Origin of the sequence: Binatus sp. (SeqCode), from assembly GCF_049584895.1 — a bacterium.
Classification (GTDB): domain Bacteria; phylum Desulfobacterota; class Binatia; order Binatales; family Binataceae; genus Binatus.
On the sequence record NZ_JBAUYR010000028.1, the window covers coordinates 1 to 16,952 of the forward strand.

Annotated in this window: 11 protein-coding genes and 1 pseudogene; 2 read left to right on the plus strand and 10 right to left on the minus strand. The window is 62.1% G+C overall.

Annotated features, from left to right (window positions below; translation table 11 throughout):
- Positions 1-507: 507 nt before the first annotated feature.
- The gene (locus WB650_RS04135; protein WP_423959557.1) at positions 508-1,440 is read left to right on the plus strand and encodes a hypothetical protein; all 933 of its coding nucleotides are present in this window, start codon (positions 508-510) and stop codon (positions 1,438-1,440) included.
- A 226-nt stretch (positions 1,441-1,666) separates the two neighbouring features.
- Positions 1,667-3,808: a mechanosensitive ion channel domain-containing protein gene (locus tag WB650_RS04140; RefSeq protein WP_423959562.1), complete on the plus strand. Its 2,142-nt coding sequence runs from the start codon at positions 1,667-1,669 to the stop codon at positions 3,806-3,808.
- A 118-nt stretch (positions 3,809-3,926) separates the two neighbouring features.
- On the opposite strand, the gene WB650_RS04145 is transcribed toward WB650_RS04140, so the two are convergent.
- The 10 genes and pseudogenes from WB650_RS04145 to WB650_RS04190 form a co-directional block, all read right to left on the minus strand.
- Positions 3,927-4,295 (minus strand): DUF4870 domain-containing protein, encoded by a 369-nt coding sequence (locus WB650_RS04145; RefSeq protein ID WP_422307215.1) that lies wholly within the window; start codon positions 4,293-4,295, stop codon positions 3,927-3,929.
- A gap of 219 nt (positions 4,296-4,514) precedes the next feature.
- Positions 4,515-4,967: a response regulator gene (locus WB650_RS04150; protein WP_422307213.1), complete on the minus strand. Its 453-nt coding sequence runs from the start codon at positions 4,965-4,967 to the stop codon at positions 4,515-4,517.
- 16 nt (positions 4,968-4,983) lie between these two features.
- Positions 4,984-6,021: a sigma-54 interaction domain-containing protein gene (locus WB650_RS04155; protein ID WP_422307211.1), complete on the minus strand. Its 1,038-nt coding sequence runs from the start codon at positions 6,019-6,021 to the stop codon at positions 4,984-4,986.
- A gap of 155 nt (positions 6,022-6,176) precedes the next feature.
- Positions 6,177-6,680: a 6-pyruvoyl trahydropterin synthase family protein gene (locus tag WB650_RS04160; RefSeq protein ID WP_422307209.1), complete on the minus strand. Its 504-nt coding sequence runs from the start codon at positions 6,678-6,680 to the stop codon at positions 6,177-6,179.
- A gap of 17 nt (positions 6,681-6,697) precedes the next feature.
- Positions 6,698-7,591 carry a hypothetical protein gene (locus WB650_RS04165; protein ID WP_422307207.1) on the minus strand — a complete coding sequence of 298 codons (894 nt, stop codon included), beginning with the start codon at positions 7,589-7,591 and terminating at the stop codon, positions 6,698-6,700.
- A 191-nt stretch (positions 7,592-7,782) separates the two neighbouring features.
- Positions 7,783-8,880 (minus strand): ResA-like WAxxUGC motif-containing protein, encoded by a 1,098-nt coding sequence (locus WB650_RS04170; RefSeq protein WP_422307205.1) that lies wholly within the window; start codon positions 8,878-8,880, stop codon positions 7,783-7,785.
- 54 nt (positions 8,881-8,934) lie between these two features.
- Entirely contained in the window at positions 8,935-12,387 is a 3,453-nt protein-coding gene (locus WB650_RS04175; protein ID WP_423959559.1) for a UvrD-helicase domain-containing protein, read from the minus strand.
- A gap of 5 nt (positions 12,388-12,392) precedes the next feature.
- Positions 12,393-15,668 carry a PD-(D/E)XK nuclease family protein gene (locus tag WB650_RS04180; RefSeq protein ID WP_423959560.1) on the minus strand — a complete coding sequence of 1,092 codons (3,276 nt, stop codon included), beginning with the start codon at positions 15,666-15,668 and terminating at the stop codon, positions 12,393-12,395.
- A gap of 194 nt (positions 15,669-15,862) precedes the next feature.
- Positions 15,863-16,237: a VOC family protein gene (locus WB650_RS04185; RefSeq protein WP_422300874.1), complete on the minus strand. Its 375-nt coding sequence runs from the start codon at positions 16,235-16,237 to the stop codon at positions 15,863-15,865.
- 182 nt (positions 16,238-16,419) lie between these two features.
- Positions 16,420-16,952, minus strand: a pseudogene (locus WB650_RS04190) (LLM class flavin-dependent oxidoreductase); the annotation flags it as partial.

Sequence of the window (16,952 nt, forward strand, 5' to 3'; positions counted from 1 at the left end):
TTTATGATCCTCGCACCATCGAATTATTCCCGCTATGAACGCCCCCGTGGCGCATCCGGGATCGAGAATCGATGAATGTTTCGAGGGAGGTTTGGAACGAAAAAGACGATCGGCCATGAGGTCGACCGTCTCGGCAGGTGTCGGAATGTAACCTTTCACTGCGCCGCTCCCCTCGCGTGGCGGTGCAGTAGTCTCCCGCCTTTCGGTGCCGCCTTGCTCCAACATATGATCTCTCGTCGTCAGAAGTCTTTCAAGGAGACCGTCGACGATCTGCATCTCGTTGACTCATTTCATTGACCTAACGTATGTTAGGCCAATGGCCGGGCACCGCCACCCCGCGAACACAGGACACCGAAAAAAATGCCTCATGAATCTCGACTGAAATTTTCTACTGACGAAATTCTTGCCAATGTTGATACTCGGGAGCCTCTGATTGTTAAGGGGGTTAAGTGTCATGGCGGGTTTGATGCTGATGGGCATTATCGGTCGCCGCGGACTGCCTATCGCGTGCCGGCTATCGAGGCGTGGCAGCGGCAGCATGTTGCGACCTCTGGGACCGCGCTGTTTGAGATTCCGGCGGATACCGTTTCGCCGCAGGTGCCTAATGTTGCGCAGGTGAAGTTTCTGCTCAGGTCGGGGGTGCGGGAGCCGATGGTGCGATGGCTGTCGGAGATTGCGATCGTCGAGGGGTTTGGCGCGATGATTCGTGAGTTGCCGGTGCCTCCGCTCAAGACCTTTATCCGCGAGGATACCGACGGCACCGCGCTGGCGCACCTTGTCGGCGGGCTGTTCGAGGCGCATGCGCGCGACGAGGCTGGGTGGAGCGAGGAGGGGGGCCATCGTCAGATGTGGGACGCGGCGCGCGATGCGGCGTTGTCGAATCCTGCTATCTCGCCCGAGATTTATGCCGCGATTATCGCGCGGCGCGGCGGGCAGCCGGCCGCGATGTTCCCGGAGTTGGGCGAGCCGGTCGAACGGTTGATTCGGTTCATGGCCAATGTGCTCGCGATCGAAGTCTTTGCCGCATCGACTTTCGCCTGGGCCGAGGAAATCCTGTCCGACCCCGAAGTCTCCGACGCGCCCGACGACGCCGCCAACTTGGTGCGCTACATCCGCTCCGACGAGGCGCCACACGTCGAGTACCTGCGCACCGCGCTCTCTGAAATCCAGGCGCGCACGCTGCTCACGCTTGACGGCAAGGAGATTGCGGGGCGCAAGGTCGTGAACGATCTGGCGGATCGCTCGCTTCGCACGATGATTCGTCAGCGGCTCAATGAGCGCCCGGTGATGGTGCGCGATTTGATTCGCAGGACGGCGAACGTCAAGGACGTCGACGCGCTGATGCGCGAGTTCGACGCGCTCGCGACGCCGTGGACGCCGCCGGCGCGGTATGCGGATTTGGCGCCCGAGGCGAGTGCGTCCGCGCCGGTCGGGTACTGAGCGGGAGGAGCAAGGCACTTTATCTTATGTGAAACCCGCCGTGGGTTTCACACTTCCTTGGGCAGGGGTGACCCCTGCACCCAATGACTTTTTTCCGAGGCGAAGCGTGCTCAGTTGCGGGTAAGTCGAACTATCGGGCTGGCGATGGTAAGGTTTTTCTTTGGCTCGCCGGTTGAGTCCGAACTAAATCGCGATGCGTCCCCGATTCAAGATTACGTCTGTGAGTATGCACGTCTGCGTTGTGGGCGTGTTTGCGATTGCGTTGGCAATCGCGATTGCGCCCGCGCTGGCGCAGGGTCCTGCGACCGGGTCGCAGGCCGGATCGGCGGCGCCGTCTGCGCAGGCGTCGGCGGGCGCCGTCGCGACTGGCGCGTCGCAGCCGGCTGCAGCCGCGCGTCCCGCATCTGCCGCGACTCCCGCGCCTGCGAACGCATCGGCGGCCGCGCAGGGTCCCAATGCGCACGCCGTAATTTTCTATCTGAGCCACGTGATCGACTGGTACCAGCATCTGGGTGCCGAAGCGCAGTTGGTGAACGATCCGGAAGAAGCCCTTTTTTTCGCTGATGATCGCCAGACGGCCGGCCAGGTACTAAAGCTGGCTTTCGACTACGCACGCGCGCAGGCGGCGCTGATCGCCAAGATCAACCCGAATGCCGCCGCCGCTGGAGTTGCCGGCTCAACCACGGACAGCGCCGGCGTGGGCAACGTCACGCAAACTTATAAGACGCTCGATGCCGCCGCTAACGTACTGCGCGCGCGAATCAAGGATTTGCAGGCTCAGCTGGCCAAAGCGCCTGCGAGCCAGCGCGCGGCGATCGCATCCAAAATTGAGGAATTACAGAGCGAACTCGATCTCAAAGACGCTCGTGTCAGTACGTTCAAGGCACTCGTTCAGTTCAGAAGTGGCAGTTCGTCGGCCGATCAGAGCGGCTCGCTGGAGTCCCAAATAGACGAGCTCGAGCATTCGATTGATAGCAGCAAGAAAACGCTGACCCCGCCGGTCGAGACCGCGGCGGTGAGCTCCAATCCGACCGGGATTATCAGCCTCGTCGGCGAACTGTTCGCGCTCAGCAACAAACTCGACGCCCTCAACCAGAGTCAGGTCCTGGCGCAAGGGCTGGCCGATCACACCAAAGAGCTTCGCAAGTCGATGCTCGCCTTGATTAATAGCATCGTCGCACAGGGCAATGGGCTCGGCCAGGGAACCGGCACCGCCGACATCGCAACCCTGAAGGACCGCACGAAGTCATTCGAAAACCTGCTCGAGGAATACAAACTCGCGAGAGATGCCACCCTGCCGCTCGTCAACCAGCTGGCGCTGCTGGGCGTTTACACCAACAATGTGGCCCGCTGGCACTCGGCGGTCGAACAGCGCTGGAACAAGACATTTCGCAGTCTCATCATCCGCCTGATCGTGCTCGGCGCTTCGCTGGCGGTGATTTTCCTCGGCTCTCTGCTCTGGAAATGGCTCAGCAATCGTTACGTGACCGACATCCGGCGGCGCGGGCAGGTGATGGCGGCGCGGCGGCTTGTGCTCGGCCTGCTGATCGTGATCGTCGTGATGATCAATTTCTCTGACGAGCTGGGATCGGCCGCCACGGTGGTGGGATTCGCCGCCGCCGGAATCGCGGTTGCGCTGCAGAACGTGATCCTGTCGATCGCCGGTTACTTTTTTCTAATCGGGCGATTCGGAATCAAGGCCGGCGACCGCGTGCAAATCGGCGGAGTAACGGGGGACGTGATCGATATCGGGCTGGTGAAACTCTCGCTGATGGAACTGGACGGAGCGGGGACGACGCATCGCGAGCCGACCGGGCGAGTCGCAGTGTTCTCCAACGCGATCGTGTTTCAGCCGTCGGGCAATTTCTTCAAGCAAGCGCCCGGCACCAGCTTCATATGGAACGAGGTGCGCCTCACGCTGGCGCCTGACGTCGATTACCGCCTCGCGGAGAAGCGGATACTCGACGCGGTCGACGAAGTGTTCGCGCGCTATCGCGACCGCGTGATGCGCGACTACCGGCATCTCGAGCGCGACCTCAATATCATGCTCGAGACGCCCAAGCCGCAGAGCCGGCTGCATCTGAGCCAGAGCGGGCTCGAGATAGTCATTCGGTATCCCGCGGAGACTTACACCGCGCCGCAAATCACCGACGAAATTTCGCGGCGGGTGCTCGACGCGATTAACCGCGAGCCGAGCTTGCGGCTGGCGGCGCAGGGCATCGCGAATATTCAATCGCAGGTCCCGCCGCCGGCGACGGCGGAAGACGACGCCGAGAAGGCGGGCGACGGTAACGGGCAAGCCGCAGAAGACAAATCAATCGAAGCGGGGGGAGAGAAGGCGGCCGGGACGACGCGCGCGAACAAGTAGAGTTCGCGGATTATGGTGCGGGCGTCGCGAACGATCCCAACAACCTAACCTCTTCCCGAGCGGGAAGCCGGACCGGACACGCGTTTACGCGAAGCTCTCTTAACGCGGAGAAGAAATGTTACTCGGCGGGACTTCCTGCGATGCTGTCGACGATGTCGGCTAGCTCGGGGATTCGGTAGCGCTCGCCGTTGTATGCCTTGTACATGAGCACGACCCAGAATACGGCGAGCGCGATGTTGATCAGGGTTAGAATGAAGTTGAGCAGCGCGCCCAAAGCATGCGGAAGGACCGCGATGAATACTCCGAAGACGACTTCGATCGCGAACCATACGACCGAGAAGCCGATCGACTGGCGGGCGTGAAAGCGGATGAACTCGTCCTGGTTGTAGGGTTCGAGGTAAAGAAAAATGATGCCGGTGACGAAGCCCAGCAGGTAGGTCAGCGCCGCAATCACGTTGGCTTGCGGTCTTCGGCTCTCACCGTTCATCGCGAATTCTCCTTCTCATCTCGAACGATGAATCCTGGAAGCGATCGGTCGAGAATTAATTTGTAGTCGAACGTATAGGGGGTCGCAATGCGCGTTTGCAGCGCACGCACTGCGGCTGCGCACGTTTCTGGAATCCTCAACCGAACCACTTCCCGAGCGGCAAGGCGAACCAGAAGGAAGATCTTCGCCCGCGGAAAGGAACCCGTCGCGACGAACAACCTATTGCGAGCGAATCTTTCTCGCCGCTTCGAGGCGATCCATCGCTGCGCTTGCGCTGCGCGAGGTCTCGACTACTTCCAGCTGTGCGCGAACGCGGCTGGCCAGCTGACGGCGGAATACCGGCTTGGCGAGGAAGTCACTGACCCCCAGGCGCATCCCCTCGGCGCGCGCGTCCATGTCGTCGCGCGCGGTGATCATGATGATAGGGATTTCGGCGGTCTCGGGATCGTTCTTGAGCGCCTTGACGACCTGGAATCCGTCCATCTCGGGCATCATGAGGTCGAGCAGGATCACGTCGACTTCGTTCTCATGAACCAGTTTGAGACACTGTGCTCCAGAGTTGGCCGTTATCGGGACAAAGCCTTCGCGCTGCAAATGGTGGGCAAGAATTGCGACCGTGTCCTGATCGTCGTCGACCACCATAATCTGTGGCGACCTGATTGCTTCATCCATACAAGTTCCCGCTCGTCTAACCTTCGTCGCTATCGTCCAAAGAGGCCGGAGCTATCACGCCACAGCGCCTCAGCTTCGCGGAAAACGTCGTCCGTTTGAGCCCGAGCATCCGCGCCGCCGCCTGTTTGTTGCCCCCGGTTTGTTTCAGCGCGTCGTTTATCAACCTACCTTCCAATTCCCGTACCAAGTTATTCAGGTTCACTCCGCCGTCGCTGAGCTTGACCTTGACCGGAGGTGTCGCGGGCCGCGTGCTTGCCACTAGGTTCTCCGGCAGCATCGAGGTGTCGATAATCGACCCCTCGCACAGGATCACCAGCCGCTCGACCATGTTCTCGAGCTCGCGAACATTGCCCGGCCAGTCGTAAGACCACAGCGCCACCATCGCCTCGCGGCTGATTGAGATCTCGCGCCCGGGCGTGCGACCGCGGATACGGTCCAAAAAATGGTCGGCCAGAAGTGGGATGTCAGAGCGTCGTTCGCGCAGCGGTGCAATCACAATCGGCACGACTTGCAGCCGATAGAAGAGATCCTCGCGAAACGCGCCCTTCGCCACCGCGTCCGACAGGTTGACGTTGCTCGCCGCGATCACGCGCACGTCGACCCGCGTCGCCCGGTCGGCCCCGACGGGACGCACGACGCCGTCCTCGAGCACGCGCAGAAGTTTCGCCTGCAGCCCGCGAGGCATCTCGCCGATTTCGTCGAGGAAGATAGTGCCGCGATTGGCCGTGGTCAGCAGTCCATGACGCGATCCCGCCGCGCCCGTGAACGCACCTCGCTCATGCCCGAACATCTCGGACTCGAGCAGGTCGTGCGGAATCGCGGCGCAGTTCACCGGCACGAACGGCTGATCGCTGCGCGACGAGAGCATATGGATCGCCTGCGCGACCACTTCCTTGCCGGTGCCGCTCTCGCCGGTAATCAGCACCGTCACTTCGGTCGAGGCGACGCGCTCGATCAGCGCGCGCAGCTTCACGATCGCCGGATGCTCACCGATCAATGCCTGGTCGACGGCAAACGGTATCTCTCGCGCTGATATTTTTGGTTGCTGCGCCAACGACGGTCTTCACTTCGCAACCGGCGACGGTAAATCGCGTAGTTACGTCGGGAATGGTCTCACGACGCGCACGTAGTTAACAGGGTGATGACTACCAGTGAGCAAATAAGACAAAGGAAGCAGCGGTTATTGTTACGAGAAGAACGCGAACGACTTCAGTCGCTCGTCGAATTGCGGTAATGCGCGGACTGTCCCGGGCCTTCGGCCACCGAGATCTCCATCGTCGTGGCCTCGGTCAGCGCGCCACGCGACCGTAGCGCCGTCGCCAGCTCGTCCCAGATGTAGCGGGCGAGCTCCTCGGCCGAGCTATGCACGATAGGGACGATACACACGTCGGCGGCAGGCAATACGAACTCGTCGTGCTCATAGTGGATTCGCACGATGCCCTTGGTGGATGCGTCGATCGTCAGGCAATCGCTGTTGCCGGGAATGATCGTGTGCTCGTCGAGCCGATCGACAATCTCCTTGGTAAGTTTTTTGATCAGGCCGAAGTCGATCACATAACCGGTCTTCGCGAGCCGTCCTTCGACGTACACGCCGACCTGGTAGTTGTGACCGTGGAGAGGTTCGCGAAATCCGGGGTAGGCGATAAAATGCGCGGCGGAGAATTTCAGATTCTCTTTCGCAACGTGGATTGAAAAATTCGCGTTCGATGGCATCGGCTGGTCGCTGATCACTATACAACACCAGCCAGCTTCAGCAGCGCCAACAGGCTGGCCGCACGCTGGCGGGAAAATCTTTCGCCGTACTGCACCGCGTCGATCGAGGTGGCCTCGAGGAACCGCTCACGCTCGCCGGACGCGATCGGCCCAAGATGCGCCGCGAGTTCGCGCGCCCATTCGGCCTTATCGTCGAGTTGCGTGGCAAGGTCGTCTACATCTACGCCATGCAAGCCACCGAGCACGCACTCTGCGTAGTATCCGATCTGGCCGGCGCGATCGAAACCGGGAAGTTCGGTACGTATCGACTGGTCGAGCGTCAGCAGCCGGTCCATTTTGTACTGCTGGCGGCGCGAAACGACCTTCGAATCGCCGCTGCCGTCGAATCCTGAACCGATCGCGATTATCGCGATCCGGCCGCCGTCGATTTCAATCGGATGGAAAATGTAGCCCGGCGACGTGTAGTCGAGCATCGTGCGCAGCGCGATCCGGTATGCGAGCAGATCGAAATTAGTCCCGCGCGCGATTTCCATCAGGAACTCGCCGAGCGGCAGGCCGGCGCGATCTGCAATCCCGATCAAACGCACGAACGCATCAGGATCGTATTCTTCGCGCCGTGCGATCAGCGGAGCGCATTCTCGATCGAACGTCAGCAGCAGTCCGCCGATGCCGCCATCGCCCGCCGCGCTCGACGCTCTGATCGGAAGAGCACGATCGACCGGCTCGATATCCATCGCGAGATACTTGCCATGACTCGACGGCTTGGCGAGGCCGCGCCGCGCGTTGTGAATCGAAATCGGGATCACGTCGCGCGCCACCAGCCGGCTCGCACCGCCGCGCCGCTCGGCCAGCAATCCGTAGCCGCTGAGCAGCGATCCATATCCGACGACTAGTATTTTGCGGTTGTGCAACCCTAATTCCCGGAATCTCGTGCGAGCATCGCGACCGAACCTAACAACCTAACCCCTAACCCCTTCCCGAGCGGGAAGGGGAACCGGATCGTTGGGAGTTTTTTCCAATTACTGGGTGCAGGGGTCACCCCTGCCGAAGGAAGTGTGAAACCCATCGCGGGTTTCACATTCAATAAAGTGATTTACCCTTCCTATATATCCTCCGCGCCGGGGTAATATTTTCTTTCGCCGAGCGAATCGACCGCTGCCCAGAATTCAGGGCCGCCTGCTTTCATCGGATCCTCGAGTGCCCATGCCTGCCGCTTGTAGTTCCAGCTTTCAGGGCGCAGCAGCTTGGCTTCCTCGAAATATTTCTTCGCCGCCTCCGCGTGTCCTTTCTCGAACAGGTATTCGCCGAGCCTGAAATTCGCCGCCGCGCGGACCTGCGCATCGTCCGGCGTATGCATTCGCTTGAGCACTTCCGCCTCGCTCAGCGCGAAGCGGCTTTTCGATCCATTCGCAACCCAATCCCGCAGCGCGTCCTGATAGGCCTTGCGCTTTGCCTGCAACTCGCTCATGGCGTCGGCGGGAATCGAAAAGTCTGTGTGATTCATCTTGCGGAATGCGTCGGTGACGCCGGCGGGCTCGCTCGGACGGACTATCCTGCCGCGCTCGTCGATCCAGACGGCAGTCGGCACGTTGACCATGTCGTAAAGCTCGGCGACTATATGCCGGCGATCGATCAGGCATGGGTAGGTAGGCTTGGCCGCCTTGATCCAGGGCTCGGTGGCAGCGTTGCCGCCGCTGTCGAATGCGATCGCGATTGGCACGAATCCTTTCGGTCCGAGTTCTTCGTAGAGGGCCTGCCAGACTGGCAGGTCAAAGCGGCATCCTCACCACGAGGCCCATGAGACGACGAAAACTTTTTTGCCGCGATAGTCGGACAGCGAATGCATCTTGCCGTCGAGATCGGGCAGCCTGAAGTCCGGCGCGTCGAGCGAGGTCAGCATCCGCTTTCGCTCCGCGGCCGCTTCGCCGAAGCACCATGCGTGATGCTCCTCGTCAGTCACGACGGGCTGTCCGAGCAGATTCGCCAGCGCGGCGAGATTGTAGCGCCCGCCCGCGACGAACTCGTGCTTGCGCGCGTCCGGCACCGGGACGCAGACGTCACCCTTGCAGAATCCCTGCGGCTTGAACTCCCATCCGCTGACGCGCTTAAAGTCGTCGCCACTGAGCCACAATCCGCCGCCGACCGCGTCCTTATCGACGCCGGCAGTGACGCGTTCGCCATATATAATGTCGATAGCCATCGCTGATTTCCTCGCGTCAGGATTTCAGCACAAATCCATCAATCAAGCACGCCTCTAGATCCACAAAATCGCGCCACTCGCGGGACGCCCTGTACTCTCTCTCACTGCGCGCACATAAAACCGAATCTGCGCGCGATATTCGTCGAGGCGCGGGGCAACCTCGATATCAGTTTTGAAATCGACGACGGTCCAGACGACGCCGTCGTTGGTGCTTTCTGCAAACGCGAGATCCGCGATTCCTTCGACTGCGGTGCCGTCTTCGAGGCGGATCATCAGTGGACATTCTCGCATCACTATGTCCGCAGCTTTGGCGCGTAGCATCAGCGGGGATTCGAGGGCAGCTACCACCGCAGATGTCGCCGCGGCGGTCTCGTCGTCGGATGCGCCGATCATCTTGGCCGCACTCGCGGCGATCTGGCCGATCTCTCGCGCGTCGGCGTCGAACGGCGCACGCAGCATCGTCAGATGCACGAGCGAGCCGAATCGCTTGCCATGCGGCCGGCCGCGATCGCGAATCGTCTCTTCGATCGCGATCGCTTCAGCCGACGCCGGGCCGCTCGCCGGCGCCGCAAGCGCAAGTTCGGTCGCGGTCGCAATGTTCAGCCTCGGCGTAGTTCCCGCTGCGAGCATCGCCGCGCGCTTCGCACTCCATTCTTCGTGCAGTTTGACGCCGCGATCTGACACTAGCCGGTTCTCGTCAGCCTGCAGCAGCTTGTCCTGCCGCAGCCCCATTTTTTCCTCAACGTTCAGAATCAGCAGCCGCGGATCCCACCATACGATCTGATGGTCACCTTTTTGCGCGCGATGTAATCCCGGCGCGATCGACTTCACTTTGCCCGGCGCTTTCGCCGGCCGCGTCAGGACGCTGTCGTCGCCGAATTCGGGGCATCCTGCAGGATGGGTCGACGACGGCGCGCGCCGCTCAGTCTGCGCGGGGAAGACGACGGGATTAAGGCGCGAGAGCCAGCCGTCGCTCTCTTCATCGCCAACCGCCGGCACGACGATCAGATCTCGTGCACGCGTCGCCGCGACGTACAGCAGGCGAATCGATTCTTCTACGTCGCGATCATGTTCCTTCGCGGCATGATCCTGAAGTTCGCGCGGTGCGCATCCCGCAAGTTCCATCGCAGCCAGCTTCGACGCCGGCTCGATATATCGCGACGCGTCGGCGCGAGTTTCGTTGCACGTGATATCGGCGAGGATGACGACCGGGAACTCGAGGCCTTTCGCGCGATGCACCGTCATGATGCGCACGCCCTCGGTTCCCTCCTCGACAATAGGCGTCTCGCTCGCCTCGTCGCGCTCGGCGCGCGCTTCGAGCTCGTCGACGAACGCGCGAAACGACGTGGTGCCGCCGCGCGCTTCGTAACGGCGCGCCTGATCCATGATGCGCATGATATTCGCCAGCGCCTGCTCACCGGTCGGCCAAATCGCGAACCCCGCATGCGCGCGAGTCGCGGCCAGCAGCTTCGCAATCGTCTCCGCAATCGGCCGCCGATTCCGTCCGCGATGCAGATTCTTGATCACTTCGAGCGCGCCCTTCACTTCCTTGAGGCTGTCGGGGATATCGTCGGGCAACTTGCGAAAGGGATGCAGGTTGCCGAGTGTCATGCGGAATTCGAGCAGCGCGGCGTCCGACAGCGCGAACACCGGACCATGCAGGGCCGCGAAAACCGTCAACTCGTCATCGGGCCGCTCGATCGCACCGAGCAGATTGCGGAGCGCAATCACTTCCTCGCGTTCGTTGAACGACCCGCCCTTCACCAGCACGTGCGGGAGATGGCGCGCCTCGAGCGCGCGCAGATACGGCCGCGTCACATCGCGCCCGAACGAATTCATCCGGCGAAACAGGATGCATATGTGCCGCGGGCGAATCGGCACGCGCACGTCCGGCGATTCGCGCTCGGTCACGGTCCATCCGCTTTCATACACCAGCCATCGCGCGTACGCAGCGATCGCCTCGGGAAGCGACTCGTCGATTTTCCAATTGACGACTCTGCCGTAGTCGCCATACGGCTCCGGCACCGGCAGCACGACGATCGACGGCTGCGTCGAGGGCTTGGCGCGATACGGCATCAGCGGCGCATACCTGGGCTGGGTGCCCGATTCCTCGCTCATCAGAGGCGCGAAAGCGGCGTTGACCATCGCCTGAATCGCCGGCGTCGCGCGGAAGCTGACCGTCAGATGCTCGAGTTGGGCGCCATGCATCAGCAGCAATTGTTTGACGCCCTGATAGAGCGAAACGTCGGCGCGGCGAAAACGGTAAATCGATTGTTTCGGATCGCCGACGATAAATAATTTGCCATCGATTGGCTTGACCCTCAGCCAGTTGGTCTCGGCCGGATCGGCCGACGATAGCAACAGCAGAATTTCCGCCTGCAGCGGATCGGTGTCATGTAATTCATCGACGAAAATATGCGTGAAGCGACTCTGCAGCTCCGCGCGTACCGCCGGATTGTCGCGAACCAGGTTGCGCGCGACCAGCAGCAGGTCGAGGAAGTCGAGTCGTCCGGCGCGCTGTTTGATTTCTTCGTAAATGGCGACGATCGGCCACAGCTCGTCGCGCAACAACGGCGCAAGATTCGCGCCCGCATCGTCGCGAAACTTGCACAGCCGCTCGTGCAACTTGGATCGCCGGCGAAAAACCTCGTCGCGCTCCGCGTCACCGAAGGCGCCGCCGTATCCCTTCCAATCCCAGCGCCGCCCGGTGCACAGCGCGATCAACACCGATTCGAGCGCGTCGTAGTCGCGCCCCCGCACCGCCTCCAGCCGGGTCGCCTCGGCAACAGGACGCGCTATTGCGTCGAGGCCCTTGGCCAGCCAGTCATCGTCCTCGCCAAGCTCGGCAAGGTTGCCGAGCGCTTCGACCTCCGCGATGATCGCGTCGATTTCCGCGTCGCGCGCCATTGGCGAATGCTGCCAGGGCGTATCGAAGTCGCGCCAGTTCATCAGCTCGAGCGCCGCCCGACGGGCAATTGCACGTGGCCCCGTACGCGACGACAGATCACGTCTGCGCAGCAACCGCCGCATGCCCTCCCCCGGCTTGTCCAGGATTTTTTCGAACCATCGCTCGAACGCGGCATCGAACATCTCGCCCGCAACGTCCTCGGGCGCGACTTCGAACATCGGATCGACGTGAGCTTCCACCGGCCGCTCGCGCAGCAGGTCGGCGCAAAACGAATGAATCGTTCCGATGCGCGCTTCTTCGAGTTGCTTCAACGCCAGATCGAACCGCGCGCGCGACTCGCTCAGCGGTTCGGTATTTTGTCGAGCACGTTCGATTTCGGCGCGCAGTCGCAGCTTCAGTTCGCCCGCAGCCTTTTCGGTGAATGTCACCGCGACTATTCGCGCGAGCTCGCCTCGTCCCGACCCGATCACCGACACGATTCGATTCACAAGCGCCGTGGTTTTGCCGGTCCCCGCCGCCGCTTCAATTACCAGCGTGACGTCGAGGTCGTCGCGAATCCGATCGCGCACGGCCTGGTCCGAGATGATTGCTGGAGTCACGAGCGTCATGGCATTGCGCGCAACCTCTTCAGGGCGTCGAGCCGCGGTTTCGGTGGTTTGATTTTCGAGCGGCGCTCTTCGTATGGGCCGCAGACGCGTTTGTAGTCGCACCAATCGCATTCGCGATCGTCGGGCGCGGCCGGCAAGAAGCCCGCCTCAAGCGACTCCTTGACGATCGCGACGAAATCGCGCGACGCTTTGCGCGCCTCGTCGTTAATCTCGACGATGCGCTCCTCGTAACCGCCGGCCGCGGTGCAGTAGTAGAGGCGCCCGGCATAAATTTTTTCCTTGAGCACGCTTTCCGCGGCCAGCGCGTACAAAACCGGCTGCAGCGTCTTGCCACCGCCAACCACGAAGTTCTTCTCGGCGCGCACTTTCCCGGTCTTGTGATCGGTCACGCGAATTCGGCCGGCGGGATCGCGCTCGAGCAAATCGATCGACCCGCGCAGACTTAGACCCCCTTCGATCGCGACCGGGTCGGCCGAGCTGTGCGGATCAGCCTGCTCCCGATCGCTCAGTCCGAAGCCGAGTTCGAACCATTCGGGCCGCCAGTGTTCCGGATCGTCGGCCGCGCGCCGCAACCATTCGCGCAAATCAGCGCGGATGCCCTCGATGCCGTCGAGCCACACGCGCTCGATCGCAGGCGCGAGTTCCTCGTGCCTTGCTACCGCAACTTCGTCGAGTTTCTCGTCGAGCAGCGCTGACGCATCCTCAAGATCTTCGGGTGTGACCGGCAGCACGTCGAGCTCTCGAAGCGCGGAGAGAATTTCATACTGCACTTCCGCGAAAATACTGCCGCGCGTCAGGGGATCGAGCGTCTCGATCGCTTCGGGCTCCTCGCGCGGCTCCAGCCGATGGACCGCTTGCAGAAAAAATTTGTAAGGGCACGCGGCGAAATTCTGGAGCGCAGTCGGCGAGTACGATCGCTTCGACAACTGATGCTTCCCCAATGCCGCCAGTGCCGCCGCTTCAGGATCGACCAAGCCATCAGCCGAGGTCCATCGCCGTAGCCATCGCCGCGCCCGCGCGCGCAGCGCCCGCCCAAGATGCACGTTCGCGCCAAGCAGATAGTTTGCCGCGCCAATCGTGGTCTGCGGATCGGCATCGACTAATTTGTCGAGCACTGCAAGATCGAATTCGGCGTCATCAATCGCGTCGGCGGGATTCGAGGGCGCCGGCCATGAAAGCCGGGTGTTAGGTTGCGCTGACGCACGAGTCGCCAGCTCGTCGAAGCCGGGCAGACGGCCTTCTGCCGCGCGCAGAACTTCGAGCGCGTAGAACGACGGCACACGCGGACGGCCCTGGTCGAGATCGACTCGCGGATAGGAAAACATCGCACGCGCGCACGCCGCGCCAGCCGCAATTCTCAAGGCGAGCCGTTCCGCGCCGACTCGCCGTTCATTGCGCGCGAGATACGGACTCAGCCGCGCGCGCGCAGCGTCGGAGAGAATCGGATCCTCGGTCAGCTTGCGCGGGAACATTCGCTCGGCGAGACCGGGAACGATAACGATGTCGAAGTCCATGCCGCGCGCGCGGTTCGGCGGCGCGACGAACACCGCGCCGTAACGCCGAACGCGTCGAGGCGCTTCCAGCCGGCCGAGCCGATCATTCAGCACCAGGCGCACCTCGTCGAGGCCGACCGGCCCGACCGGAGCCATCGGCTCGAGCTCCGCGAGCGCGGCGAGAACCGGCTCGCGATCGCGAATCGCCAGGTCAACCAACCCGCGCAGAAATTTGAGCCAGTCGCCCCAGGTCGCATCGCGCGGCGCCGCTTCGAGCATCGAAAGTATCGGCATCGCGACTTCGCCGAGATGCGCGAGGTCGAGAATTCGCCGCTCGAGGCTCGCCGCGTAGGCGTCGTCGTCGGCAATTTCCTTACGCCGGGCGGCCAGCTCGTTGCCGAGACCCGCCAGCCGCTTGTGCCATCTCTCCGAGCTGCCGATCACGGCCGCATCGACCAGCAGCCGCTCCCATCGCCAGGGTGCGCGGGCGGTTCCTTCAATCACCGGAACCGGATCGGAAACGTCAGTGTCACCGGGAGGGTCTTTCGCGTCGTTTTCAACTTCGAGATCCGATTCCAGCGACACTGGCGCGAGTTCCGCGTCGGGACTGACTGCCGGCTGATCGTCGCGCGGGTGATCGGAATCGGGCACCTGAGCGAGCGAGAGATATTCCGCGAAGCGGCGGGCCGAGAGATCTTCCGCCGCGCAGCAAAGCAGCGCCAGCATCGCGCGCCCGCCCGGCTCAGGCCGACGCGTGCCACGCGCGAAGTAGGCCGGGATGTCGGCGCGGGCGAGTGCTTCCTGGAGGTACGGCGCGTAGCGAACAGGGTCATGCAGCAGCACCGCGATTCGATCGAAGGGCACGCCGCGCCGCGCCTCGCACGCGATTCGGCGCGCGATCTCGACGCACTCATGCATCTCGCCCGGCGCCGAAATCACCGTCACTGTTTCATCGACATCTCGCTCGGGCGGAGCGGTATCGGCGAATAGATGCGTCTGCAGGCGCTCGAGTGACGGCGCGAGGTTTTCGTCCGCGGACGCCGACAGTGTAGTAGCGCGCACGCCGAGCGCATCCTCGAGGATCGTCTGCACGGGCGAGTCGCCGGCCGGAATCGTCGCGAGAATCGAGGGCGAACGCGACGCGAGCGCCGCAAGAAAGTCGCGGTCGAGCGAACTCTCGACGGATGGATCGAGCAACAGAATTGGCAGTCCAACGAAGCGCGGCGGCTCGATCGCGAGGACGGCGCGCGTCGCCACTTTTAGCATCCCGGCGCGATCGATCAACTTCGCTTCCGCCAGTTCAGCGTCGAATTGCGCAAGGGTCGCGGCAATCGCCGCACCCGGGCCGCCGAGCGCGCGCAAATCGTCGACAGCAATGTTGTTCCATCGAAGCTCGATCAGCGTCCGCGCCAGCGCGCGTGAAAAGCCGGGAAGCTTCAGCACGGAATCGAAATGCGCGAGTGCTCCCGACGGCGCCAGGCGAAAGACCGCGCGCGCCGCGACCGCCTCGGCTGCGAGTCCGTCCGCGGGCGCGAGGCCGGCGTCGGCGAGTTCCTCGGCGGCGAGCAATCCGACGAGACGGTTGAGCGTCAGCCGATGTACGCCGAGCATCGCGCCGCGCGAGAGTGCAAATGCGCGCACCAGGTCGTCGGCAGCTTCCTTGACGGACGCGATCACCAAGATTTCGTGGGCAGAGGGTTGCGACTCGAGCCACGCGCGCGCAGCGGCGATACGTTCACTGGCACGCGCGGAAATTACGATTTCACGAGCAGATGGCATTGGTGCGGCGCGGCTCGATGCCCCGCCACACCACTATCGTCGTCCCCGAAGATCGGAGCTTCAAGAGCCGCGTCGCGTTGTTTCCACAACACGACAACGGCTGTCAGCGTAGGGAAGGGCAAATCAGATTGTTGAATCTGGAACCCACCGTGGGTTCCACACCTCCTTGGGGAATCGACGTCAAACGTTGCCGTCTAGTTCGAGCCGCCTTTTTCTCGCATCGAGACTTCGTCCCACAATAGGATCTGGTAGCCGTCAGGGTCGCGAAGTTCGGCGCCGTAGCCCCAGAAATATTTGCCCGGTGGATTCGTGAATTGGACGCCCTTCGATTTCAGTTCTTTATATTTCGAGTCGACATCGTCGACTTGCAGGGTGAGCGAGCATTTCGCACCGGACAGTTGCGATGGCTGCTCATACACAAAGATCGTGAAGCCGGCGTTGTCCTGGATTGCGGAGGTCTTGCGATCGGGGACTTCGAACTCAACTTTGAAGCCGAAGTTGCGCACGTACCAGTCGCGCGATGCCTGGTAGTTCGTAACCGGGAGATTCATGTGATCGAATTTGACCATTTGAATGGCTCCTCGATCCGGGATTCTTCGCTTCGCTCTGAATGACACGGGACAGAACTTGAGAGCGAAAGGTCGTCATCGACATTTCGCGATTTTCTTTCACTGCAGGGGTCACCCCTGCCGAAGGAAGCAGTGAAAAATGAAACCCACCGCGGGTTTTACATTCAATAAAGTTCCTCCTCCTACTTCTGCCTCGGATGCACTGCATTGTAGTCGCGGATTGCTTTGAGGATTGCGCCGCCGGCTTTTTCCATCAGGGCTTCCTTGTTGGCTGTTACGCGCGCGGCCGACGCTTCGATCGGCTTGATCAGGCCCTGGCATCGCGGCATCACGTAGCGCGCGAGCAGTTCGTAGCTGCGCATCATTTGCGGACGCGTCGCCCAGTCATGCGCGAAGCTCAGGATCGTGCCGAAGCCGCCCGAGAGTTTCTGCAGTTGCGCGATACGTTCGAGGGCGTCTTCGGGCGTGCCGAAGATCGCGCCACCGTACTCGCTCATCCGCTTCGCCGCCTCGTAGCCGTCGGGAAATGTCGGTCGCTTCGGCGTGCCGAGAATCCCGACGACGTACTCGTTCTGCCACCGCTGGAGTCCCGCAGCGACTTCGCGCATCGCCTGCTCTTTGGATTCCGCCAGATGGAACGGCATCACGATTCGCCAGTTCGCGCGATCGATCGTATTGCCGTATTCCTTCGCCGAGGTCTCGCCGAAATTCCACT